This window comes from Actinoplanes sp. NPDC049668 (assembly GCF_044465445.1).
In the GTDB taxonomy this organism is placed as follows: Bacteria; Actinomycetota; Actinomycetes; order Mycobacteriales; family Micromonosporaceae; genus Actinoplanes.
On record NZ_JBITLR010000003.1, the window covers coordinates 422,323 to 445,806 of the forward strand.

Consider the following 23,484-nt stretch of genomic DNA (forward strand, 5'->3'; position numbering starts at 1 on the left):
TGATGGCATGTCGTGCCTGGCGCCAGATCATCCGGCCTGAGGTCGAACGGCCGGAGACCGCGGCCAGGCCGCGCTTGATGGCATGTCGCGCCTGGCACCAGATCATCCGGCCCGAGGCCGAACGGCCGGAGACCGCGGCGAGACCGCGTTGATGGCAGGCCGCGCTTGATGGCAGGCCGCACCTAGCACCAGATCACCCGGCCCGAGGCCGAATGACCGGCGGCCCCGGCCAGGCCGCGTCTGACGGCGGGCCGCGTCTGACGGCGGGCCGCGTCTGACGGCGGGCCGTGCTTGGTGGCGGGTTGTGCTTGGTGGCGAGCTGGCTGATTCAAGGGGGGCCGTGGGGGATTTGGGTGGTGGGTGGGGTGAGTAGAGGGGCCGGTGGTGGGTGGGGGCGGTGGTGTTTCGACGGGCCTGAAATTGAGTAGGTCCAGAATCGCCCAGGATGTCGGGAGCGTGCCTGGAAAAGTGGATCCGCCCGCCGCCCCGGTGTGGGGTGACGGGCGGATGCCGGGTGGAGATCAGAACTTCGGGGCGTCCGGTGCCTCGAGCAGGCCGAGGCGGAGGGCGGTCATCAGGGCCTGTGCGCGGTTGGCCGCGCCGAGCTTCTCGTAGAGCTTCGAGATGTGGGTCTTGGCCGTGGACTCGCTGACGAACAGCTGCTTGGCGATGCCGGCGACGCTCATGCCGTCGGCCAGCAGGCGCAGGACCTGGCCCTCGCGCGGCGACAACTGTGGGCCCGAGGGCGCCAGGCGTCGCTTCATCGCCTCGGCGAGGTCGGCGGCGGTGAACGCGCTCGGTGCCGAGGCGGCGTGCCGGGCGGCGGCGACGACCTCGTCGGCGGGGGCGGTCTTGGGCACGAATGCGCTGGCCCCGGCCTCGAGGGCGCCGAAGAGCTGGTCGTCGCCCGCGTACATGGTGAGCACCACGATGCCCATGTTGGCGTTGTTCTTGCGCAGGGCGCGGGTGGCCTCGAGGCCGCTGCCGTCGGGCAGGCGCAGGTCCATGATGACCACGTCGGGCTGGAGTGCGCCGGCCTGCCGGACGGCCTCGGCGGCCGTGGCGGCTTCCCCGACGACCTCGAACTGCCGGTCCCGCTCGAACGCGTGCCGCAGCCCCTTACGGATCAGGTCGTGATCGTCGACGAGCAGCACCTTGGTGCGGGTCGTCGGCATCGGACTGGTCGACATGCTCGGGTTACTCCCCTTCTGGTGCGGAAACGCTATCCCGCACGCTATCGCGCCGAGCCGAGGTTCCGAGCACTACCGCAACGGTTGTCCCGCTGGGGTGTCGCGGTCTGATCTCCAGCCGGCCCCGGATACGTTCCGCCCTCTCGGCCATGATCGCAAGGCCGTAGCGGCCGTCTGGTCGATCATCGGCGAAGCCCTTGCCGTCGTCGGTGACCTCGATCTGCGCGTACGGCGGGTCGACCGTGCACGTCACCCAGAGGTTGGAGGCGCCGGCGTGTTTGCGGGCGTTGGTGATCGCCTCCTGGGCGATGCGCAGGAGCTCAGCCTCCGTCGCGGCGGGCAGGCGGGCGGTGGACTCGTCGAAGGTGAAGTGCACCCGCAGGCCGGCCGACGTGCCCAGGGTGCGGGCGTACTCGGCGATGGCCGCGGCGAGGCCGCCGTTGCGGTCCACCTCGGAGCGCAGCTCGAACAGGCTCAGCCGCAGCTCGGTGATCACCCGGGTCACCTCGCCGCGCAGCGTGCGCAGCTCCTCGGCCGTCTCGTCCGCGCCCTCGGGCAGGGTCGCCTGCGCGTTGTCGATGCCGTAGCCGACCATCACGAGCTCCTGGGCGACGCCGTCGTGGATCTCGCGGGCCAGCCGCTGACGTTCCTCATTGGTCGCCAGCGAGCGGACGTCGTCGAAGAGCAGCGCCGCCTCCAGCCGCAGCGCGGCCGGGCCGGTCACCTCGGTGACCCGGGCGACCACCGCCGACGGGTACGCGTTCGTGACGTCGGCCTCGAGGATCACCAGGCCGATCGTGCGCACCCCCGCGACCAGCGGCACCACCAGCGACGAGGCGTCGCCGCCGCGGTGCGACCGGGCCTGCGAGCGCGAGGCGGTCTGCGGCTGCTGCGAGGCCCAGGCGTCGGCGATCGCCGAGTCGGCGTCGAGGGTGACCTCCCAGTCGACCCGCTCCGCGCCGGTCTGCGCCAGCACGACGAGGCGCCCGCCGCCGCTCGCCGACAGCACGGCGGCGCGGTGGCCGGGTGCGACGGCGCGCAGCTCCTCGAGCAGGTGCTCGGAGATGCCGCCCGGGTCGAGGGTCGCGCCCGGCAGGGAGCGGGCGACGCTGCGTAGCTGGGTGAGCAGGCGGGTGGCCTCCGCGTAGGGCTGTGGCTTGTTCTCCACCGGGGCCATGAGTTGGCGCATCGTGTCGGCCGCGAAGGTGATGATCGCGCCGAGCACCAGCCATTGGCCGCCGGCGGCCAGGTAGCCGGGCTGGGTGATGATCTTGTCGCCGGTGGCGTCGCCGGACAGGATGCCGCCGACGACCATCGAGACGGCCGCGACCCCGAGCAGCGCGGCGCCCTCGGTCGGACGACGGCGCAGCGCCGCGGCCAGCAACGGGACTGCCAGGTAGGGCAGCACCGCCTCGGCGCCGAAGCCCGCGTCGACGGTGCCGGTCGCGTTGGCCGCGGCGGCGACCGAGCCGGCGGCCAGGCCGGTGATCGTGACCTCGGCGAACCGGCCGAGCGGCGCGAAGATGCGGTGATCCGGGCAGAAGATGGCCGGCAGGGCCGCGACCAGCAGTAGGGCGATCCAGCGCAGCTGGCCGATGTCGTGGGTGGCGATCAGGGTGAGGACGGCGACCAGGGCGAGCATGACTAGGCGGGCCGCCACCGCGAGCGGATGGATGCGCTCGGGAACGCGGGCTGAGGCTGGCACGTGACGGATCGTAGCCGCACCCTGTGACAACGGCCCACTGGCGCGGCACGCCCGGCCCTGCCGGGGCCGCGGAGATCGGGATTCGGGCCGCCGTCTTGCCGGGGTGGGGGTGTGGTGGTGGGGCGCCGTCTTGCCGGGGTGGAGGCGTGGAGGTGGGGACGCTGGCTTGCCGGGGTGGAGGCGTGGAGGTGGGACGCTGGCTTGCCGGGGTGGAGGCGTGGTGGTGGGGCGCTGGCTTGCCCGGGGTGGGGGTGTGGTGGTGGGGCGCTGGCTTGCCGGGGTCGAGGCGTGGTGATGGGGGCGCCGCCTTGCGGGGGTTGGGGTGTGGTGACCGGGCCGCCGCCTTGCCGGGTGGGGGTGTGGTGATGGGGACGCCGCCTTGCCGGGTGGGGGTGTGGTGATGGGGACGCCGCCTTGCCGAGGTGGAGGCGTGGTGATGGGGACGCCGCCTTGCCGAGGTGGAGGCGTGGTGATGGGGGCGCCGGCTTGCGGGGGTGGGGTGTGGTGATCGGGATGTCACCTCGTCCGGCTCTGGCGTATGGGTGCGGGACCGGGGCCGGGGCTGCGGATCCGACCCGGCGAACCGCGGTCCCGGTCGCCCGGATCCGGGTCCGCACCGGGTAGCCTCCCAGCCATGGCGGACAGCTCGACGCAGTCGATCCAGGTCCACGCGCCCCTCGATCAGGTGGCGGCGGTGATCTGTGACTTCCCGCGGTACCCCGAATGGGCGGACGCGATGAAGCAGGTCGAGGTCATCGAGGAGTACGAGGACGGCTACGCCGCCAAGGTCCGCTTCGTCATGGACGCGGGCCCGCTCTCCGACGACTACACCCTGGACTACGCGTACGCGGAGGATCTGTCCCGGATCGAGTGGCACCTAGTTGCGCCGTCGAAGATGCAGCGGACCCTGAACGGTTCCTATGACCTGACCGACAATGGAGACGGCACGACCACGGTGCAGTACATGCTCGAGGTAGAACTCTCCATCGGCATGCTCGGCATGTTCCGCCGCAAGGCCGAGAAAATGATCATGGACACGGCGCTGAAGGAGCTCAAGCGGCGGGTCGAGAGCCTCGCCGAGGCGTAGCCGGTCCGACGGGCCGGGCCCGTCGGCGGCCGCGAGCAGGGGGAGCAGAGATGCCAGGGACCACGGGAACGGCACGCCAGGAGGCCGAGCGGCTGGTCGCCACGGTGCTCGCGATGGTCGCGGAGAGCGGCGCGGGTGCCGCGCGGCCCGGCCGCGACGATTCATCCGGTACGGCCGGACTGGGCGACCTGCTGTCCGGCGTGGTCGGTCAGTTCCTCGGCGGCGATCGTGCTGAATCCGGCGGCGCTGAGCAGCAGAACACCGGACAGCAGAACGCCGGGCAGCATCGCGGCTGGGCCACGGGTAGCGCGGAGTGTTGCGTGTGCCCGGTGTGCCGGGCGATCGCCGGGCTGCGCAACCCGAGCGCGGAATCCGCCGAGCGGCTGGCCACCGGCGCGGGCGACGTGGCGAGCGGCCTGGCGAGGATGCTTCGCGGTCTGTCGGCGATGTCCAGCGCCGCCGGTGTCCGGCCTCGGCCGCAGCCGGCGCCCCGCCCGACGCCCACACCGGACGAGGCCTGGTCGGCGGCGACCCGCGGCGGCACCGCCCGCCCGCCGGAACGCGTCCCGACGGAGCAGGACGTCCGCGAGGGAGCCGACCCGTGGACGGCGGCGACCCGGACTCCCCGCCCCGCCCCTGAGCCGAAGCCCGCGGCGGCGGCGCCGGACGGTCCGGCCGACGCCGGTGCGGATGTGGACGATGCCGGGCCGGTCGCGGGAGCCCGGCCGGCCGGTGACCCGTGGGCGGCCGCGACCCGGGCACCGGGGCGACTCGCGCCGACCCGGCGACCCGGAGCGCCGACGCGACCCGCCGCACCCGAGCCGTCGGCGGCAGCCGGACGATCCCCGGCGCCGAAGCGGTCCGTCACCCCTGAGCCATCTGCGTCATCCGAGCGGCCTGGGACATCTGGGCGGCCCGCGGCGTCTACGCAGGCTGTGACGCCCGGGGCGGCTGCGGCTTCTGGCACGGCTGTCGTGCCTGAACGGTCTGAGGTGCCTGAGCAGGTTGTGGCACCTGGGGAGCCGGCAGTGGGGGTGGCCGAGCACCTGGTGGCGCCTGAGCCATCGGCGGTATCTGAGCGGCCTGGGACGCCTGGGCAACCTGCTGCATCCGGGCGGCGTGCGGCCTCTGGGCGGCGTGCGGCGCCTGGGAAGCCAGCGGCGCCTGCCACCGCTGTGGTATCTGAGCAGGCCGAGGCACCCGACGCGCCTGTGGCGCCTGAGCAGTCGGCGGTGCCTGAGGGCGCTGTGGTGGCTGAGGAGGCTGGGGCTGTTGTGGGGCGGCAGCGGGCTGGGGCGGCGAGGGCTCGTGGGGACGCTCCCGGCGCTGCGGCAGAGGGCGTGCCGACCGGCGTGACCGCCACCGGTGCGGCGGCCCGGCCGGCCGCGGGCCGGGAGGGAAACCCGGAGCGGGAGCAGGTCGAGGGCGCCGATGCTGCGGTTGAGGGCGCCGGTGCGCGTAAGGAAAAAGGATCGGAGGAAGTGAAGTAAGGCAGGGGTCATCGCTGTAGCTCGTTGGCAACGTGATTGGCGCCACCATGGTCATCGCTGTTGGAACCCGGCAAATAGCGACACGAGGGTTTGTACCGGTGTGGCGGAGATGCCCAGCGTGGATCATGATGTTCCGGGCACTGAGCCGGTCGCTTCGGCGGCCGAGGACCGGGGCGGTGGTGCGGGCGACGACGCCCGGCCGCGCGACCCGGTGTAAGACAACAAGAGGGGAACTGGCGGCGTGACGCTGACCATCGGGATCGACGTCGGCGGCACGAAGGTGGCCGGCGGGGTGGTGGACGAGCAGGGCGTGGTGCTGGCGCAGACCCGTCGTGAGACCCCGGCGCACGACCCGGCGGGCACCCGGGACACGATCGTGGCGGTGGCCGCCGAGCTGGCCGCCGCGCATCCCGAAGCGAAGGCCGTCGGTATCGGCGCCGCCGCCTGGATCGACGCCGCGGGGGCGACCGTGCTCTTCGCGCCGAACCTGGCGTGGCGGGACGAGCCGGTGCGCGACTACGTCTCCAAGGCCGTCGGGCTGCCGACCGTGCTGGAGAACGACGCCAACGTCGCCGCCTGGGCCGAGTTCCGCTACGGCGCCGCGCGGCAGGCCGACGACTCGATGGTGATGATCACGGTCGGCACCGGGATCGGTGGCGGGGTCGTGCTCAACGGGGCGTTGTGGCGGGGCGCGAACGGTGTCGCCGGCGAGCTGGGGCATGTTCTGTCCGTGCCCGACGGTCATCCGTGCGGGTGCGGGCGGCTCGGGTGTCTCGAGCAGTATGCGAGCGGCAACGCCCTGGTCCGCTTCGCGCGGGCCGGGGCGCGGCAGGAGCCCGGGCGGGCCGAGCTGCTGCTCGAGCTCGCCGCCGGCGACGCCGGTGCGATCAGCGGGCGTATGGTCACCGAGGCCGCGCAGCGCGGCGACGGTGTCGCCCGGGACGCGTTCGCGCAGATCGGCTACTGGCTCGGGATGGCGATGGCCGACCTGGCGCAGGTCTTCGACCCGCAGGTGCTGGTGGTCGGCGGCGGGGTCATCGACGCGGGCGACCTGCTGATGGGGCCGACCGAGCGGACCTATCGCGACCAGCTGGCCCAGCGGGGGCGGTTCCCGGTCGCCGAGATAAAGGCGGCCGAGACCGGCAACACGGCGGGCGTGCTCGGCGCCGCCGACCTGGCACGACGGATCTGAACCGACGACGAGGAGCACGACGTGTCCGGGGTCCCGCTGCGGGTGTTGAGCTACAACGTGCACGGGCTGCGCGACGACCGGGCGGCCCTGACCGGGCTGGTCCGGGACATCGACCCGGACGTCGTGATCGTGCAGGAGGCGCCGCGCCGGTTCCGCTGGCGGCACAAGTGCGCGGCGCTGGCCGACGAGCTCGGCATGGTGGTCGCCGCCGGTGGGCTGCCGTCGCTGGGCAATCTGCTGCTGGTCAGTCTGCGGGTGCGGGTGCACGAGACCTGGTGCCTGCGCTACCCGCTGACGCCCGGGCGGCACCTGCGCGGTGCGGCGTTCGCGCGCTGCTCGGTGCGGGGCGGCCGGTTCACCGTCGCCGGCTCGCACCTGGCCACCGACGCGGGTGAGCGGCCCGACCAGGCCGCCCGCTGGAAGGAGGCGCTGTCGGCCGTCGAGGGGCCGCTGATCGCGGGCGGTGACCTCAACGAGGGGCCGGGCGGCGGTGCCTGGCGCACGGTCGCGGACGGCCTCGTCGACACCGGCGGAGCCGCCTGTTCGTCGCTGACGTTCCCGGCGACGCTGCCCCGGCTGCGGCTCGACGCGTTGTTCGTATCGCCCGATATCGACGTCTCGCGGTACGAGGTCGTCGACACCGAGCGGGCCCGCCGGGCCAGTGATCATCTTCCGGTCCTGGCGGAACTCGGGCTGCCCGCTTCGTAGCTCTATCGCGCGCTTCCGAGTTGGGTTCGCGTCTGCGAGTATCTGCGGGTGCAAGACACCTCAGACATAGCGGACCGGCACGACGCGGTCTGTGTGATCGGCGCGGGCGGCAGCGGCCTTGCGGCGATCAAGAACCTGCGTGAGCAGGGATTCTCCGTCGACTGCTACGAGCGCGAGACGTCCGTCGGCGGCGCCTGGAACTGGCGGCACGACCGCAGCCCGGTGTACGCGAGCACGCACCTGATCTCCTCGCGCCCGCTCACGGAGTTCCCCGACTTCCCGATGCCGGACGACTGGCCGGACTACCCGCACCACAGCCAGATGCTGGCCTACCTGGAGCGCTACGCGCGGCACTTCGGGCTCGGCGACAGCATCTGGTTCGGCACCGAGGTCGTGTCCGTCGCGCCCGTCGGTGACGGCCGCTGGGACGTGACGACGCGCAGCACCGGCGGCGGCGCCGAGCGGATCCAGCGGTACGCGGCCGTCATCGTCGCCAACGGGCACAACTGGTCGCCGAAGCCGCTGCCGGTCGACACGTCGGCGTACCGGGGGCAGGTGATCCACGCGTCGGCGTACAAGGACCCCGCGCAGCTGCGCGGCAAGAAGGTGCTGGTCGTCGGCGGCGGCAACACCGGCTGCGACATCGCGGTCGAGGCCGCACAGCAGGCCACCACCGTCTGGCACTCGACCCGCCGCGGCTACTGGTACGCGCCCAAGTACGTGCTGGGCCGCCCCGCCGACCAGGTCAACGACAAGCTGCTCCAGCTGCGCCTGCCGCTGCGGCTGCGCCAGTGGATCTACCACCGCACGCTGCGGCTGACGGTCGGCGACATCACCCGGTTCGGGCTGCCCCGGCCCGACCACCGCCCGTACGAGAGCCACCCGGTGGTCAACAGCCAGCTCGTCTACTACCTGGGCCACGGCCGGATCACCCCGCTGCCGGACGTCACCGGGATGGACTCCTCGACTGTGGAGCTCGCCGACGGGCGGCGCGTCGAGCCCGACCTGATCATCACGGCGACGGGATACCTGCCGCGGTTCGAGTTCCTCGCCCCCGAGCTGCTCGACATCGACGAGGACGGCCGGCCGGACCTGCACCTGCACGCGTTCGCCCGCAAGCACCCCACGCTCGCCGTGATCGGCCTGCTGCAGCCCGACGCCGGGCTGTTCCCGCTCGCGCACTGGCAGAGCGTCGCCGTGGCCCGCTGGCTGCGGCTGCGGCTCGCCGATCCGGAACGGGCGGCCGCGGTGCAGCAGAAGGAGTCGACGCGGCCGGTGCGGTCGTGGTCCCAGCTGCGGGTCGTGCGGTCGTCGCGGCACTGGTTCGAGGTCAGCCACACCAGCTACCTGCGCGCCCTCGAGGGCCTGCTGAAGCAGATGGAGGGTGCGGCATGACCCCGCAGGTGCTGCGTTTCGAGGACTGGACGGCGCCGGTGCCGGCGGTCGAGCGGGAGGTGGTCGAGGCGCTGCCGGAGAGCCCGGGCGACCTGCCGCCGGTGCTCTTCGTTCCCGGGATCGGGCACGGCGCCTGGGCGTTCGCCGAGCACTGGCTCGCGCACACCGCCTCGCGGGGCTTCGCGGCGTACGCGGTGAGCCACCGGCCCGAGGGTTCGCTGCGCGCTTACGTGCACGACGTGGTCCAGGTGGCGGCGAGCCTGCCGCGCCAGGCCGTGCTGGTCGGCCACGGCGCCGGCGCGCTGCTGGTGTCGCACGCGCTGACCCGCTATCCGGCCCGGGCCGCGGTCCTGGCCGCGCCGGTGCCGCCGGGCTGGGCGGCGCTCGGCGCGGCGCTGCGGGCCAACCCGTTCGGCACGCTTCCGGCGTTGTTCGGCGCCGCGCCCCGGCTGAGCCGCCGGCAGCTGTTCGGCGCCGACCTGGCGGAGGCGGAGGACTACCGCGCGCGTCTGGTGCGGGCACCGGCCCGGATCTACCGGCAGGTGCTGTTCGCCAAGCCGGCGGGTGCGCCGGTCGGCGCGCCGCCGACCCTGGTCGTGGGCAGCCCGGACGACCGGGTGGTGCCGCGCTCGGCGCTGGACCGCGCGGCGGCCCGGTACGGCGGCGCCCCGCTGCTGTTCCCGGGCATGAGCCACGACCTGATGCTGGACACCAAGTGGCAGGAGCCGATCGACGCGATCCTGGACTGGCTCGGCAAGGAGCTAGCGGCGTAGCAGGCCGGCCGCCAGCCGGCCGGTGTGGTCGAGGGCGGTCAGGTACGCGCGGGCCCAGGCCAGGATGTCGTGGGTGGCGAGGTGTTCGCGCATCGCCGTCATCCGGCGTTCCAGGTCCGCCTGGTCGGCGTCCATCGCCTGCAGCAGCGTGGTCTTCAGCCCGTCGACGTCGTGCGGGTTGACCAGGAACGCGTCCTCGAGCTCGGCCGCCGCCCCGGCGAACTCGCTGAGCACCAGCGCGCCGGTGTTCGCCGCGCGGGCGGCGACGAACTCCTTGGCGACCAGGTTCATGCCGTCGCGCAGCGGCGTCACCACCATCACGTCCGCGGTCTGGTAGAGCGCGGCCAGCTCGGCGCGGTCGAACGACTGGTTCAGGTAGTGGATCGCGGGTTCGCCGACGCGGCCGTACTCGCCGTTGATCCGGCCGACCTCGCCCTCGATCCGGTCCCGCAGCACCCGGTAGCTGTCGACCCGCTCCCGGCTCGGGACGGCCACCTGCACCATCACCGTGTCGCGGACCTTGACCCGGCCGTCGCGCAGCAGCTCGCTGTACGCCGTCAGCCGGTGCTCGATCCCCTTTGTGTAGTCGAGCCGGTCGACGCTGAGCAGCACCCGCCGCGGCTGTCCCAGGTCGGCGCGCAGCTGCTCGGCGTGGCCGACGACGTCGGGCCGGGCGGCGAGCGCCTGCATCTCGGCCACGTCGATGGAGATCGGGAACGCGCGGGTGCGCACCACCCGGCCGTCGAGGGTGATCTGGTCGTCGGTGGTCCGGGCGCCGAACAGCTTCACGGCGAGCTGGGCGACGTTGTGTGCCGCCTGTGGTCGCTGGAAGCCGACCAGGTCCGCGCCGAGCATCCCGCGCAGCAGCTCGGAGCGGCGGGGGAGCTGCATGAACAGCTCGGGTGGCGGGAACGGCACGTGCAGGAAGAAGCCGATCAGCACGTCCGGGCGCAGCTCGCGGAGCAGCTGCGGCACGAGCTGCAGGTGGTAGTCCTGCACCCAGATCGCGGCGCCGGGCTCGGCGACCTCGGCCGCCGCCTCGGCGAAGCGGCGGTTGACGTCCCGATAGGTCTCCCACCAGCCGCGGTCGAAGACCGGCTGCTCGACGGCGTCGTGGTACAGCGGCCAGAGCGTCGAGTTGGCGAAGCCCTCGTAGTAGCCGCGCAGCTCCTCTTCGGACAGCGCGACGGGCCTGATCCGCAGGGTGCCGATGTCGGGCAGGGCGGGCGCGGTGTCGATGCCGCCGTCCCAGCCGACCCACGTCGCGGGGGTCTGCTGCAGGATCGCGTGCAGGGCGCTGGCGAGGCCGCCGGGGCTGCGCCGCCACTCGCAGGCACCGTCGGGGGCGGCGTTGTCATCCAGCGGAAGACGGTTGGCGACGACCACGAGCGAGCTCTGGCGCATCCACGAGAGGCTACGCGATGACTACCGAGCGAAACAATGATGCTGGATTATGTCGCTTTTCATACGACCGCGCCGTCATCGAAGTCATCGTCGTCGTCACCGGAGCGCAGTCGCCAGACCAGCGTCACCGCGCCGCCGACGATCGCGGTGAAGCCGATCAGCGTCACGTAGTTGCGGTCGATCGGCAGCAGCCAGGGGAAGAGGAAGAGCACGAAACCGAGGACCACGCCGAGCACGCCGGCGACGGCGTACTTGGAGATGTGCGGCAGCGGCGGCGGGGGCGGGGGCGTGTAGCGATCGTCGTCGCTGTCGTCGTCGATGCCGGTGCCGAACGTGTCCAGCCCGTCGCGCAGCGACGGCTCGTCGGTGCGGCGGCGGTTCAGCGAGATGCCGGAGATGTCGGTCGCCGACGGAAGCGTGCCGCCGGGCTGGCGCGGCCGATCGGGCCCGTCGCTCTTCGGCGGATCGGGCGCCCGGGTCGGGTCGACGCCCTCGGCGGCCGGCCACGGCGGCGCGGTCGGGTCGACGGCGGTGTGGAAGCCGGCCACGATCTTGGCCCACTCGGCGTCGACGTCGCTCTGGTCGCCGCCGGTGCGGGTGCCGGCCCGGGGCGCGGGCGGCGTAGGGTCGGCGCCGCCGGTCAGCTTGTCGAGGTGCTCGCGGGCGGTGTCGAGGTGGGTGCGGTCGACGTAGAGCCGGTCCGTGGGCCGAGCGGGGAACGTGGTCGCGCGCAGGATGGGGTTGAGATCGGCGGACGGTTGCAGGTAGGCGGCGATGCCGCCGGCCGCCAGCACGTCGAGCAGGTGTTCACCCACGCGCGGATCGACGTCGCCCGCGACCGCGTAGTCGGCCGCGTCGAGTCCGTTGTCCCGCCGCCCGCGACGGGCGCCACCCGCTGACACCCTGCTTCACTCCTCGCTCCGCGCCGTCGCGCGTCGTGTCCGCCCCATCCGGCGGAGCCGTCCGGCCGTGTTGCGCCGGCCCCGACCGTGTCTTGAATGGTGACACGACAGACGCCGGTTGCGGGAGTGCGTTGTGGCGTGCCGCTCCCGCTTCGTACGCTTTCCTCTGCCCACGACCGTGGCGCGCGGGAAAGGACTTCGGTGTTCTACTGGCTGCTCAAGTACGTGGTGCTCGGACCCGTCCTAAAATGTCTGTTCCGCCCCGATGTGAAGGGGCTCGACCACGTTCCGGCATCTGGCCCGGTGATCCTTGCCTGCAACCACCTCTCATTCTCCGACTCGATCTTCACACCGCTGCTGGTGAAACGGCGGGTGACGTTCGTCGCCAAGGCGGAGTACTTCACCGGTAAGGGCATCAAGGGCTGGCTCATGCGGCAGTTCTTCGTCAGTACGGGCACCATCCCCGTGGACCGTTCGGGTGGCAAGGCGGCCCGGGCCGCGCTGGACACCCAGTTGCGGGTGCTGCGCTCGGGCAACATCGCCGGCATCTACCCGGAGGGCACCCGCTCGCCCGACGGGCGGCTCTACCGCGGCAAGACCGGCGTCGCCCGGCTGGCGCTGGAGAGCGGCGCGCCGGTCGTGCCGGTCGCGCTGCTCAACACCGACGAGATCCAGCCGACGGGCAAGCTCATCCCCAAGATCAAGCGGGTCAAGGTCCGCTTCGGCGAGCCGCTGGACTTCTCCCGCTACGCCTCCTCACTCGGCGACCGCTTCGTCGAGCGCGCGGTGACCGACGAGATCATGTACGAGCTGATGACCCTCAGCGGCCGCGAGTACGTCGACGTCTACGCCGCCAGCCTCAAGACCGCCATCGTCGCGCCGACGCCCGCCAGGACGCCCGTGAACGACTAGACCTTTTACCGGTCAGCCATGCCCGCTCGGCGGCGCAGGGCTGAGACGTCGGTGACCACGATGCGGCGGCCCTCGGTGCGCAGCCAGCCCCGGCTCGCGAAGGAGCCGATGGCCTGGTTGACGCTCTGCCGGGAGCCGCCCGCCATCTCGGCGAGCTGGCTCTGGTTGAGCTCGATCGTGATCATCGGCGCCTGGTTCTCGCCGGCCAGCCGCACCAGCGTCTTGGCGACCCGGCCCGGCAGGTCGAGGAAGACGTGGTCGGCGTTCTGCTCGGTGAGTCGGCGGATGAGCGCGCCGACCGAGCGCATCACCGCGTCCAGGATGCGGGGGTTGGAGTGCACGAGGTCGATGAAGGCGACCCGGGAGAGGGCGAGCGCCTGGCTGTCCTCGATCGCCTCGGCCGAGGCCGAGCGGGTCAGGGCGTCCAGAAGGGACACCTCGCCGAGCACGTCGGGCGGGCGCACCACGGTCAGGACCGCGCGCTCGCCCGTCGGCGCGGTGCGGAAGACGGCGATGGCGCCGCGCCGGAGGATGATCAGGGAGTCGCCGGGGTCGTGCTCGACGAAAAGGATCTGACCCTTGCGGTAGGTCCGGGGCACTGCGGCGGCGATGACCCGCTGCCGGACGTCAGGCTCCAGGCCGGCGAACATGTCCACGCCTGTGAGCGCGTCACCCTGCTCTGCTAGGCGATGATCCACGGTAAAGTCCCTCTCCCCGGTCGGGACCACCCGTGGACGTAGTTGTCCGGCGCCGGCCCCACGACGCGAACGATCACTCTTAGCATGAAGAGCGCTGTCGACGCCATTTGATACATCCAGCAGACGCATACGATCATCCCGCGCTCATCGCTTTCTGTACACCCTCCAATCGCCTTGCGTGACTATCGCCCACGGTGTCCGTTGGCATTACGGTCTGTACCGGGATAATCGCCGCCGTGCGGGATGACGACCTTCTTCGATCGACGTTGCGCGACCGGTGGCACCTCGTGCCCGCGGACATCACGGCGCTGACCGGGGGAATCCTGTCGCGCTGCTGGGACGTGACCGCCGGCGGGGTGCGCTTCGTGGTCCGCCTGGCCGACCCGGCCGCCCGCCTGCCCGTCGAGGCGGGGCTGGCCGCCGCGGAACACCTGCGGGGCACCGGGGTCGAGGCGGGTGAGCCCGTGCGTACCCTCTCGGGTGGCCTCACGGCGGAGACGCCGGCCGGCGCGTTCGCCGTGCTCCGCAGGGCGCCGGGCCGGACCCTGGACGGCCGCGACCCGATCGACCAGCAGTTCTGGGGCGACCGTCTGGGCGCGGTGCACCGCGCGCTCCAGGGCTTCCACCACCCGGGCCTGCGCCGCTGGAACCTGCTCGACCCGGACGCCGCGCACCTGGCGATCGAGCCGTGGCTGCGCCCGGCGATCACCGACGCGGTCACGGCGATGACCCGGCTGACGGTGATGGACCGGCTCACCTACGGCGTGCTGCACGGCGATCCGGCGCCCGAGACCTTCCTGGTCGACCCGGCGACGGGCCGGGCGGGCCTGCTGGACTGCGGCGCGAGCGGCACCGGCCCGCTGCTCTACGACGTCGCGGCGGCGGTCGTCTACGCGGGCGGCACCGAGACGGCGGCGGAGCTGCTGGACGGCTACCTCGCGGCCGGCCCGGTCGACGAGGGCGAGCTGCACGCGGCGCTGCCGGTGCTGCTGCGCTTCCGCTGGGCGGTGCAGGCGGACTGGTCGGCGCGGCGCCTGGCCCGCGGCGAGTGCGACGGCGCCGGCGAGGGTGCCCGCGCGGTGCTCCTGCGGGCCAGGGAGGCCCTGGCGGAGACGACCGGTCGGCCATAGGCAAGGATGGTCGGCGATGGCCTACCGGTATTTCTATGACTGCGAATTCATCGAGGACGGCCGCGTGGTCGACCTCGTGTCGATCGGCGTCGTCGACGAGTTCGGCCGCGAGTTCTACGCGGTCTCGACCCAGTTCGACGACTCACGGGCGGTGCCCTGGGTGCGCCGCAACGTGCTCGACAAGCTCCCGTCCCCGGCGGACCCGGCCTGGCGCTCGCGCGAGCGCATCCGCGACGACCTCTACGAGTTCCTCCGCGAGCCGGTGCGGGGCCGCGACGAGCAGATCGAGCTGTGGGCCTGGTACGCGGCCTACGACCACGTGGCGCTCGCCCAGCTGTGGGGCGCGATGCCGGCGCTGCCGCGCGAGATACCCCGCTTCACCAAGGACCTGCGCCAGCTCTGGGACGAGCTGGGCCGGCCGGCGCTGCCGACGGCGCAGGGCCGCCACGACGCCCTGGTCGACGCGAAGCACAACCTCGCGCGCTGGCATGCCATGACCGAGGCCAGATCCGTCGCGAGGTGACGGGAAGTGACCGTCGGCCGGCGGCCCTCGCGGGTGCCGCCGGCACCGGAAACCCTTTGTTCGTCAGGAATATTACCCGCGAGTAACCGCGGGGCGCTTTGGTCCGGGCCAGGCCCGACGACTACAGTGCGTTTGCGGCCCGCCCCGGGACCCGGCAGTGCAGCCGGACGACCGATTCCCCAGGGAGACGGGCATCTCGCGACCCGATCAGGGAGGACGAGTAATCATGCGTATCGGCGTGCTCACCGGCGGCGGCGACTGCCCCGGTCTGAACGCGGTGATCCGGGCTGTGGTCCGTAAGGGCGTAGCCACTTACGGACACGAGTTCGTCGGATTCCGCGACGGGTGGAAGGGACCCCTCGAGGGCCTCACGAAGCCCCTCGGCATCGCCGAGGTCCGGGGAATCCTGCCGCGCGGCGGCACCATCCTGGGCTCTTCCCGTACCAACCCCTTCAAGATCGAGGGCGGTGTCGAGCGGATCAAGGCCAACCTGGCCGAGCAGGGCGTCGACGCGCTGGTCGCGATCGGCGGCGAGGACACCCTCGGCGTCGCGACCAAGCTCAACGACCTGGGCGTGAACGTCGTCGGCGTGCCGAAGACGATCGACAACGACCTCAACGCCACCGACTACACCTTCGGCTTCGACACCGCGGTCAACATCGCGATGGAGGCCATCGACCGGCTGCACACCACGGCCGAGTCGCACCACCGCACCCTGGTGGTCGAGGTCATGGGCCGGCACGCCGGCTGGATCGCGCTGCACGCCGGCCTCGCCGGCGGCGCCAACGTCATCCTGCTGCCGGAGCGCAACTTCGACGTCGACCAGGTCGCCACGTACGTGACCAAGCGCTTCCAGGTCGAGTACGCCCCGATCGTCGTGGTCGCCGAGGGCGCGCAGCCGCTCGAGGGCCAGATGGTGCTGCACAACCAGGAGCTCGACGCGTTCGGCCACGTCCGCCTCGGCGGCATCGGCCAGTGGCTGGCCCAGCAGCTGGAGGAGAAGACCGGCAAGGAGGCCCGCACGGTCGTTCTCGGTCACATCCAGCGCGGCGGCACGCCGAGCGCGTTCGACCGGGTGCTCGCCACCCGGTTCGGCCTGCAGGCGATCGACGCCGTGCACGAGGGCGACTTCGGCAAGATGATGGCGCTGCGCGGCACCGACATCGTCCGGGTCCCGCTCGCCGACGGCACCGGTGAGCTCAAGACCGTGCCGATCGAACGGTACGACGAGGCCGAAGTCTTCTTCGGCAGCTGAGTTCTGTATTCGGTGGAAAGGGCGGGCGTGACGAAACGCCCGCCCTTTCTTTCTTGATCGGGAGGACGCATGACTGTCGTCGCGGTGCTCGGCGCCGGCAAGATCGGTGAGCTGGTGCTGTCCGGCCTGCTCCGCGCGGGCTGGCCGGCGGCGAAACTGCTCGTCACCGCCCGCCGCGAGGCCCGCGCCGAGGAGCTGCGGGAGCGCTACGGCGTACGGGCGGTGGACAACGCGACCGCCGTCGCCGAGGCGGACGTGCTGGCCATCGCGGTGAAGCCGCAGGACGCGGACGCGCTGCTGAGCGAGATCGGCCCGAAGATCCCCGCGGACAAGCTGATCATCTCGCTCTGCGCGGGCCTGCCGACCGGCTTCTTCGCGGCCCGGCTGCCGGAGGGCACCCCGGTCGTGCGGGTCATGACGAACACCCCGGCGCTGGTGGACCAGGCGATGACGGCGATCTCGGCCGGCCCGCACGCGACCGGCGAGCACCTGGCCGTCGCGGAGGAGATGTTCAAGCCGCTCGGCGCGACCATCCGGGTGCCGGAGTCGCAGCAGGACGCCGTCACGGCGCTGTCCGGCTCGGGCCCGGCCTACTTCTACCTGCTGGTCGAGGCGATGATCGACGCCGGGATCCTGCTCGGGCTGCCGCGCCAGGTGGCGCACGAGCTGATCGTGCAGACCGCGATCGGCTCCGCGATCATGCTGCGCGACTCAGGTGAGCACCCGGTGAAGCTGCGCGAGGCCGTCACGTCGCCGGCGGGCACGACGATCTCGGCGATCCGCGAGCTGGAGAACCACGGCGTGCGCGCGGCCCTGCTGGCCGCGCTGGAGGCGGCGCGGGACCGCGCGCGGGAGATCGCCGCTCAGGCCTAGTACCAGATGGCGATGCGGGTGCCGTTGTTCTCCTCCGGAGGGCTCGGATGGCTCAGCGCCGCACCCGTCGCCATCCGGTGCGCGCTCCACGCCACCGCGGCGGCGTCCAGCACGTCGTCCGGCGGCGCCTGACCCGCCGGGCCGAGGTGGTCGGGCAGCACGATGCCGTGCCGGGCCAGCAGCTCCCGGCGCCGGGCCTGCCCGGTCCAGGTCTTCTTCGCGTACGCGAGCGGCTCGCCCGCCATCTGCCGGAACGACACCTCGGGGTGCGCCTCGAAGAGCAGGCCCGGGTGCCGTTCCCAGATGGCGTTGGCCTCGAGCAGCTTCGGCCGCAGCGCCCAGGACTGGCGGCTCAGCCCGGCGCCGGTCAGCTCGCGGCAGAGCCGGTTGGCGGCGGCGAAGTCGCCCTCCTGCCACACGGCCTTCGGCGGCACCCGGAAGACGCTGCTGCGCCGCGGGCCGAGCTGGTCGGCGGCGAGGGTGTCGGCCGCGCGCCAGCGGTCGGGGAGCATGCCGAGGGGGATGTCGACGCCGATCACGGCCGCGCCGGAGCTGCCCGCGACGATCTCGTAGAGCGTGGACGCCAGCATCGCCCGGCCGAAGGCACCGTCGCGCAGCTCGACGCCGACCCAGCCGAGGGCGTACGCGTCGACGCCGATCACGTGGATGCTCATCGGCAGCTCAGCGGGGGAGCAGCTTCTCGACGACGGCGACCAGCTCGCCGTCCCCTGGCTCGGTCCGTGGCCCGAAGCGGGCGGCGACCTCGCCGTCGGGTGCGACCAGGAACTTCTCGAAGTTCCAGCCGATGTCCGGGCCGTCGCCGACCAGCTCCCGGTAGAGGCGGTGCCGTCCGGGCCCGTTGACCTCGACCTTCTCGGTGATCGGGAAGGTGACGCCGTAGTTCACCTGGCAGAAGTCCTCGATCTCGGTCGCGCTGCCCGGCTCCTGGCCGCCGAACTGGTTGCAGGGGACACCGAGGACGACCAGGCCCCGGTCCGCGTACCTGCCGTAGAGATCTTCCAGGCCGGTGTACTGGGGGGTGAGTCCGCACTTGGAGGCCACATTGACCACCAGGACGACCTGGCCGCGATAGCGGTCCATATCGGCCGATCCGCCCGAGAGTGCGTCGATGTCGACGTCAAAGATGGTCATGACCGCAGACTACGCGCAGTGGCTAAGTGAGTGCACGCCGTCGCTTCCAACTCGGAAAAGTTAACGTCGCGTCGATTCCGCGTTGACCTTCTTGACTGAAGTTCATAGATATGACTACCGTCTCTTCAACTTCCCTTTGGAAGGTTTCCTAACTGTTCTTGAGGAGACTGCAGTGAAGATTTCCCTCCGCAGCGCTCTGTGCGCCGGGGCTGCCGTGGCGGTCATGACCGCCGGGCTGCCCATGGCGCAGGCGTCGGCTGCCGCTGCCTGTGCCACCCCCTGGAGCTCCACGGCGGTCTACACCAAGGACATGACCGCTTCACAGTCCGGCCATAACTACACCGCGAAGTGGTGGACCCAGAACGAGAGCCCGGCCACGCACAGCGGCCAGTGGGACGTCTGGATCGACAACGGCGCCTGCGGCGGCACCACGCCCCCGACCACGCCCCCGACCACTCCGCCCACCACGCCCCCGACCACGCCCCCCACGACTCCGCCCACCACGCCGCCGACCACGCCGCCGGGTGGCAAGGCAGTCGTCGGCTACTTCGCACAGTGGGGCGTCTACGGCCGCAACTACCACGTCAAGAACATCGTGACCAGCGGCTCGGCCTCGAAGCTGACCCACATCCTGTACGCCTTCGGCAACACCACCGGCGGCCAGTGCACGATCGGTGACTCGTACGCCGACTACGACAAGGCCTACACCGCGGCGGACAGCGTCGACGGCGTCGCCGACACGTGGGATGCCGGCGCGCTGCGCGGCTCGTTCAACCAGCTGCGCAAGCTCAAGAAGGCGTACCCGAACATCAAGGTGATCTGGTCGTTCGGCGGCTGGACCTGGTCCGCCGGCTTCACCCAGGCCGCGGCGAACCCGACCGCGTTCGCGAACTCCTGCTACAACCTGGTCAAGGACTCCCGCTGGTCCGACGTCTTCGACGGCATCGACATCGACTGGGAGTACCCGAACGCCTGCGGCCTCTCCTGCGACGCCAGCGGCCCGGCCTCCTACAACAACGTGATCAGCGCGCTGCGCACCAAGTTCGGCCAGAACTTCCTGGTCACCTCGGCGATCTCGGCCGACGGCTCGAACGGCGGCAAGCTGGACGCGGCCGACTACGCGTCGGGCATCGCGAAGCTGAACTACGTCTTCCCGATGACCTACGACTACTTCGGCGCCTTCGCACCGCAGGGCCCGACCGCGCCGCACTCGCCGCTGAACTCGTACGCCGGCATCCCGCAGCAGGGCTTCTGGTCCGACGCGGCGATCCAGAAGCTGAAGAGCAAGGGCGTACCGGCCAGCAAGATGCTCCTCGGCATCGGCTTCTACGGCCGTGGCTGGACCGGCGTCACCCAGGCCGCGCCGGGCGGCACGGCGACCGGCGCGGCGCCGGGCACCTACGAGGCGGGCATCGAGGACTACAAGGTCCTCAAGAACAGCTGCCCGTCGACCGGCACCGTCGGCGGCACCTCGTACTCCAAGTGCGGCAGCAACTGGTGGAGCTTCGACACCCCGGGCACCATCGCCGGCAAGATGACCTACGCGAAGAACCAGGGCCTCGGCGGCGCGTTCTTCTGGGAGTTCTCCGGTGACACCAGCAACGGCGAGCTCATCACCGCGATCAAGAACGGCCTCGGCTAGGTATTGATCGCCAGTTCCTAGAGAGTGGGGCGCCGGGATCCTCCCGGCGCCCTCTTTCTGTCGACGATTAGGCTTTCCGTCATGCGCCGAGAGTGGCATCAGCTCAGTCATCCCGGGGTCGGCGCCACGGCCCTGCAGACCTCCCGTCCGTCCACCGACTCCGCCGAGGACGAGGCCCTGGGCCTGGACCGGTGGCGTTCCCTGCCGCGGGTGCAGATGCCGCCGTGGCAGGACGCCGACGAGGTCGCGTCGGTCTGCCGGGTGCTCGACACCGTCCCGTCGATCGTCGCGCCCTACGAGGTCGACCAGCTGCGGCACCGCCTCGCCGAGGTGTGCGAGGGGCGGGCGTTCCTGCTGCAGGGCGGCGACTGCGCCGAGACCTTCGCGGACAACACCGAGAGCCACCTGCTCGCCAACGCGCGCACGCTGCTGCAGATGGCGGTGGTGCTGACCTACGGCGCGTCGATGCCGGTGGTGAAGGTGGCCCGGGTCGCCGGGCAGTACACCAAGCCGCGGTCGTCGCCGACGGACTCGCTCGGGCTGCCGGCGTACCGCGGCGATCTGATCAACTCACTGGAGGCCAACGAGGCCGCCCGGGTCGCCGATCCGCAGCGCATGATCCGGGCGTACGCGAACTCGGCCGCCGCGATGAACATGCTGCGGGCGTACCTGTCGGGCGGCCTGGCCGACCTGGCCGGCCTGCACGACTGGAACAAGGACTTCGTCCGGGCCTCGCCGGCCGGCGAGCGTTACGAGGCGATCGCCCGCGAGATCGACCGGGCACTCGACTTCATCCGGGCCTGCGGCATGACCGAGGACGAGGCGCTGCGCACGGTCAGCCTGTACTGCTCGCACGAGGCCCTGGCGCTGGAGTACGACCGCGCGCTCACCCGGGTCTCCGACGGCAAGGCGTACGGCCTGTCGGGTCACTTCCTGTGGATCGGCGAGCGCACCCGGCAGCTCGACCACGCGCACATCGACTTCATCAGCCGCATCGCCAACCCGATCGGCGTCAAGCTCGGCCCGGGCACCAGCCCGGAGACCGCCATCGAGCTGTGCGAGAAGCTCAACCCGGAGAACGAGCCGGGCCGGCTCACGCTGATCAGCCGGATGGGCAACGGCAAGGTCCGCGACACCCTGCCGCCGATCGTGGAGAAGGTCACCGCCAGCGGCGCCAAGGTCGTCTGGCAGTGCGACCCGATGCACGGCAACACCCACGAGTCGTCGAACGGCTACAAGACCCGGCACTTCGACCGGGTCGTCGACGAGGTGCTCGGCTACTTCGAGGTGCACCGCGGCCTCGGCACCCACCCCGGCGGCATCCACGTCGAGCTGACCGGCGAGGACGTCACCGAGTGCCTGGGTGGCGCGCAGGGCATCGAGGACCTCGATCTGCCGGACCGCTACGAGACCGCCTGCGACCCGCGGCTCAACACCCAGCAGTCGCTCGAGCTCGCGTTCCTGGTCGCGGAGATGCTCCGTGGCTGACCTGCGCTCGGACACCGTCACCCGGCCCACCGCCGGGATGCGCGCGGCGATGGCGGCCGCCGAGGTCGGCGACGACGTCTTCGGCGACGACCCGACGGTCATCGCGCTCGAGCGGCAGGTCGCCGGGCTGTTCGGGCACGAGGCGGCGCTGTTCACGCCGACCGGCACGATGGCCAACCAGATCGCGCTGCAGCTGGTCGTGCCGCGGGGCGGCGAGCTGCTCGCCGGCGGCGACGCGCACGTCGTCGCGTTCGAGCTCGGCGCGGCCGCGGCGATCGGCGGCATCTCCACCCGTACCTGGCCCGCGGTCGGCGCGGACCTCGACGTCGATCAGATCGACGCGATGATCCGGCCGGCGGGCTACCCGTCGGTGCCGACGCGGGCGATCGCCGTCGAGCAGACCCACAACGTCGGCGGCGGCACGGTGGTCGGCCTGGACGCGCTGCGCGGGCTGCGCGCGGTGGCGGACCGGACCGGCGCCGCGCTGCACTGCGACGGCGCCCGGATCTGGCACGCGCACATCGCCGACGGCGTGCCGCTCGACGTGTACGGCCGGCTCTTCGACACGCTGTCGGTGTGCCTCTCCAAGGGCCTCGGCGCGCCGGTCGGCTCGCTCGTGATCGGCAGCGCCGAGAAGGTCGCGCAGGCCAGGGTGATCCGCAAGCGGCTCGGCGGCGGGATGCGCCAGGTCGGCATCCTGGCGGCGGCCGGGCAGTACGCGCTCGATCACCACCTGTCCCGGCTCGCCGAGGACCACGCGCGGGCGTGGCGGCTGGCCAAGGCGCTCGAGCCGTACGGCGTGGTCGAGGCGGACCGGGTCCGGACCAACATGGTGCTGCTGGACCTGAGCGCGGCCGCGCTGGACGCTCCGTCGCTCGCCGCGGCGGCGGCGGAGCGCGGCGTGCTGATCGCCGCGATGCTGCCGCGCACCGCGCGCCTGATGACACACCTCGACCTCACCGACTCCGATGTGGAGCAGGCGGCGGCGGTGCTGGGCGAGCTGCTCTCCTAGTCCTTCTTGGGGTCGCCGGAGACCAGGCGCAGGCCCGGCCGTTGCCGGTCCTTTCTTTTCGGATCGGGTCGGCCAGGATCGGCGGTCAGGACCTGGCCGAACACCGCGTACCGGTGCACGCCCTGCGGTCCCGGGGTCGTCAGCCGGGCGAGCGCGGCCGAGGCCGCCAGGTCCGCGGGCAGGTAGACGACCAGCCGCTGACCGTCGTCCGCGGGCAGCTCGAGCGTCTCGTAGGCCAGGCGGATCTCGCGGGCCTCGGGGTGGTGGAAGCGCGTGACGCCGTTGGCGCGGGCCGGCCCGGACACCGTGTCGTACCGCCGGGCGAACGCGTCGCCGGCCGTGACGGTCAGCTCGTCGACCAGCGCCGCGACGTCCGGGTCCGCGTGGAACGGGCCCTGCTTCAGCGCGGCGACCAGCTCGTCCGCGACCTTCTCCCACTCGGGGTACACGGTCCGGGCCCGGGCGTCGGTGAACACGAAGCGGAGCAGGCTGGGCGGCGTGCCGTCCAGCAGCCCGGCGGCGCCGGCCACCGTCGCGTAGCTCACCGTGTGTGCCAGCGCCTCGCCCAGGTGGTTCAGCAGCACCGCCAGGGACGGCTCGAGCGTCTGCAGCAGGGCCAGTACGGCCGGCCGTATCTCCCGGGCGGGACCGGCCTTGCCGTGGCCGGCGAGACCGGCCATGCCGAGCCGGTAGAGCTCCGCCCGCTCGGCCGGGGTGAGCCGCAGCGCGTCGCCGAGCGCGCCCAGCACCGGCGCCGACGGGCGGTGGTCGCGGCCCTGCTCGAGCCGGGCCAGGCACGCCACGCTGATCCCGGCGAGCGCGGCTACTTCGGAGCGGCGCAGCCCGGGCTTGCGGCGGTCCCCGTCGGGCAGCCCGACCTCGACGGGGTCGATCGCCACCCGCCGGGCTCGCAGGAACAACCCGAGCTCGTTGCCGCTCACCTCAGGAGCCTA

22 protein-coding genes are annotated in these 23,484 nt (G+C 72.2%); 13 read left to right on the forward strand and 9 right to left on the reverse strand.

Annotation, left to right across the window (positions count from 1 at the left end):
- Positions 1–521 precede the first annotated feature (521 nt).
- Entirely contained in the window at positions 522–1,190 is a 669-nt protein-coding gene (locus tag ACIBSW_RS14635) for a response regulator (RefSeq protein WP_023359837.1), read from the reverse strand.
- A gap of 7 nt (positions 1,191–1,197) precedes the next feature.
- Positions 1,198–2,895: a GAF domain-containing sensor histidine kinase gene (locus tag ACIBSW_RS14640; RefSeq protein WP_354717086.1), complete on the reverse strand. Its 1,698-nt coding sequence runs from the start codon at positions 2,893–2,895 to the stop codon at positions 1,198–1,200.
- Positions 2,896–3,529: 634 nt separating this feature from the next.
- Between ACIBSW_RS14640 and ACIBSW_RS14645 the strand changes: the two genes are divergently transcribed.
- Positions 3,530–3,982 carry an SRPBCC family protein gene (locus ACIBSW_RS14645; RefSeq protein WP_354717084.1) on the forward strand — a complete coding sequence of 151 codons (453 nt, stop codon included), beginning with the start codon at positions 3,530–3,532 and terminating at the stop codon, positions 3,980–3,982.
- 161 nt (positions 3,983–4,143) lie between these two features.
- Here the strand turns inward: ACIBSW_RS14645 and ACIBSW_RS14650 are convergent, their stop codons facing one another.
- Positions 4,144–4,269, reverse strand: a complete 126-nt coding sequence (locus ACIBSW_RS14650) for a hypothetical protein (protein ID WP_354717082.1) — start codon at positions 4,267–4,269, stop codon at positions 4,144–4,146.
- 1,444 nt (positions 4,270–5,713) lie between these two features.
- Here ACIBSW_RS14650 and ACIBSW_RS14655 point away from each other — a divergent pair.
- The 4 genes from ACIBSW_RS14655 to ACIBSW_RS14670 are packed head-to-tail and all read left to right on the forward strand — an operon-like array spanning position 5,714 to position 9,540.
- Positions 5,714–6,664 carry an ROK family glucokinase gene (locus ACIBSW_RS14655; RefSeq protein ID WP_354717080.1) on the forward strand — a complete coding sequence of 317 codons (951 nt, stop codon included), beginning with the start codon at positions 5,714–5,716 and terminating at the stop codon, positions 6,662–6,664.
- Positions 6,665–6,685: 21 nt separating this feature from the next.
- Positions 6,686–7,372 carry an endonuclease/exonuclease/phosphatase family protein gene (locus ACIBSW_RS14660; protein ID WP_354717077.1) on the forward strand — a complete coding sequence of 229 codons (687 nt, stop codon included), beginning with the start codon at positions 6,686–6,688 and terminating at the stop codon, positions 7,370–7,372.
- 48 nt (positions 7,373–7,420) lie between these two features.
- Entirely contained in the window at positions 7,421–8,767 is a 1,347-nt protein-coding gene (locus ACIBSW_RS14665) for an NAD(P)-binding domain-containing protein (protein WP_354717075.1), read from the forward strand.
- On the forward strand, positions 8,764–9,540 hold the full coding sequence (locus ACIBSW_RS14670) for an alpha/beta fold hydrolase (protein WP_354717074.1): 777 nt from the start codon (positions 8,764–8,766) through the stop codon (positions 9,538–9,540). The genes ACIBSW_RS14665 and ACIBSW_RS14670 overlap by 4 nt, the downstream gene beginning before the upstream one ends.
- On the opposite strand, the gene ACIBSW_RS14675 is transcribed toward ACIBSW_RS14670, so the two are convergent.
- Positions 9,529–10,944, reverse strand: a complete 1,416-nt coding sequence (locus ACIBSW_RS14675) for a trehalose-6-phosphate synthase (protein WP_354717072.1) — start codon at positions 10,942–10,944, stop codon at positions 9,529–9,531. The two genes, ACIBSW_RS14670 and ACIBSW_RS14675, sit on opposite strands and share 12 nt — an antisense overlap.
- A gap of 59 nt (positions 10,945–11,003) precedes the next feature.
- On the reverse strand, positions 11,004–11,846 hold the full coding sequence (locus tag ACIBSW_RS14680; RefSeq protein WP_354717070.1) for a DUF308 domain-containing protein: 843 nt from the start codon (positions 11,844–11,846) through the stop codon (positions 11,004–11,006).
- 201 nt (positions 11,847–12,047) lie between these two features.
- On the opposite strand from ACIBSW_RS14680, the gene ACIBSW_RS14685 reads away from it, so the two are divergent.
- Positions 12,048–12,758 (forward strand): lysophospholipid acyltransferase family protein, encoded by a 711-nt coding sequence (locus tag ACIBSW_RS14685; RefSeq protein ID WP_354717068.1) that lies wholly within the window; start codon positions 12,048–12,050, stop codon positions 12,756–12,758.
- Positions 12,759–12,763: 5 nt separating this feature from the next.
- Here the strand turns inward: ACIBSW_RS14685 and ACIBSW_RS14690 are convergent, their stop codons facing one another.
- Positions 12,764–13,456 (reverse strand): Crp/Fnr family transcriptional regulator, encoded by a 693-nt coding sequence (locus ACIBSW_RS14690; RefSeq protein ID WP_354717066.1) that lies wholly within the window; start codon positions 13,454–13,456, stop codon positions 12,764–12,766.
- Between the two features lie 236 nt (positions 13,457–13,692).
- On the opposite strand from ACIBSW_RS14690, the gene ACIBSW_RS14695 reads away from it, so the two are divergent.
- The 4 genes from ACIBSW_RS14695 (at position 13,693) to proC (ending at position 17,237) form a co-directional block, all read left to right on the forward strand.
- Positions 13,693–14,586 (forward strand): phosphotransferase, encoded by an 894-nt coding sequence (locus ACIBSW_RS14695; protein ID WP_354717064.1) that lies wholly within the window; start codon positions 13,693–13,695, stop codon positions 14,584–14,586.
- A 16-nt stretch (positions 14,587–14,602) separates the two neighbouring features.
- Complete coding sequence (locus tag ACIBSW_RS14700) at positions 14,603–15,109, forward strand: polyadenylate-specific 3'-exoribonuclease AS (protein ID WP_354717062.1); 507 nt, start codon at positions 14,603–14,605, stop codon at positions 15,107–15,109.
- Between the two features lie 226 nt (positions 15,110–15,335).
- Positions 15,336–16,364, forward strand: coding sequence for a 6-phosphofructokinase (locus ACIBSW_RS14705; RefSeq protein ID WP_184996571.1), 1,029 nt, complete (start codon positions 15,336–15,338; stop codon positions 16,362–16,364).
- A gap of 69 nt (positions 16,365–16,433) precedes the next feature.
- Positions 16,434–17,237: a pyrroline-5-carboxylate reductase gene (proC, locus tag ACIBSW_RS14710; protein WP_354717059.1), complete on the forward strand. Its 804-nt coding sequence runs from the start codon at positions 16,434–16,436 to the stop codon at positions 17,235–17,237.
- Here the strand turns inward: proC and ACIBSW_RS14715 are convergent.
- Positions 17,234–17,911 carry a DUF429 domain-containing protein gene (locus tag ACIBSW_RS14715; RefSeq protein WP_184996569.1) on the reverse strand — a complete coding sequence of 226 codons (678 nt, stop codon included), beginning with the start codon at positions 17,909–17,911 and terminating at the stop codon, positions 17,234–17,236. The two genes, proC and ACIBSW_RS14715, sit on opposite strands and share 4 nt — an antisense overlap.
- A 7-nt stretch (positions 17,912–17,918) precedes the next feature.
- A complete protein-coding gene (locus ACIBSW_RS14720; protein ID WP_354717057.1) occupies positions 17,919–18,389 on the reverse strand; it encodes a glutathione peroxidase in 471 nt (156 codons plus the stop codon).
- A gap of 223 nt (positions 18,390–18,612) precedes the next feature.
- On the opposite strand from ACIBSW_RS14720, the gene ACIBSW_RS14725 reads away from it, so the two are divergent.
- The 3 genes from ACIBSW_RS14725 to ACIBSW_RS14735 all read left to right on the forward strand — a co-directional run bounded on the left by ACIBSW_RS14725 (position 18,613) and on the right by ACIBSW_RS14735 (position 22,531).
- The gene (locus ACIBSW_RS14725) at positions 18,613–20,031 is read left to right on the forward strand and encodes a glycosyl hydrolase family 18 protein (RefSeq protein ID WP_404799359.1); all 1,419 of its coding nucleotides are present in this window, start codon (positions 18,613–18,615) and stop codon (positions 20,029–20,031) included.
- An 81-nt stretch (positions 20,032–20,112) separates the two neighbouring features.
- Positions 20,113–21,519 carry a class II 3-deoxy-7-phosphoheptulonate synthase gene (locus ACIBSW_RS14730; RefSeq protein ID WP_354717053.1) on the forward strand — a complete coding sequence of 469 codons (1,407 nt, stop codon included), beginning with the start codon at positions 20,113–20,115 and terminating at the stop codon, positions 21,517–21,519.
- Positions 21,512–22,531: a GntG family PLP-dependent aldolase gene (locus ACIBSW_RS14735; protein WP_354717051.1), complete on the forward strand. Its 1,020-nt coding sequence runs from the start codon at positions 21,512–21,514 to the stop codon at positions 22,529–22,531. Before ACIBSW_RS14730 ends, ACIBSW_RS14735 begins: the two co-directional genes overlap by 8 nt.
- Here the strand turns inward: ACIBSW_RS14735 and ACIBSW_RS14740 are convergent.
- The gene (locus ACIBSW_RS14740; RefSeq protein ID WP_354717049.1) at positions 22,528–23,472 is read right to left on the reverse strand and encodes a helix-turn-helix transcriptional regulator; all 945 of its coding nucleotides are present in this window, start codon (positions 23,470–23,472) and stop codon (positions 22,528–22,530) included. The genes ACIBSW_RS14735 and ACIBSW_RS14740 overlap by 4 nt on opposite strands.
- Positions 23,473–23,484: the final 12 nt, after the last annotated feature.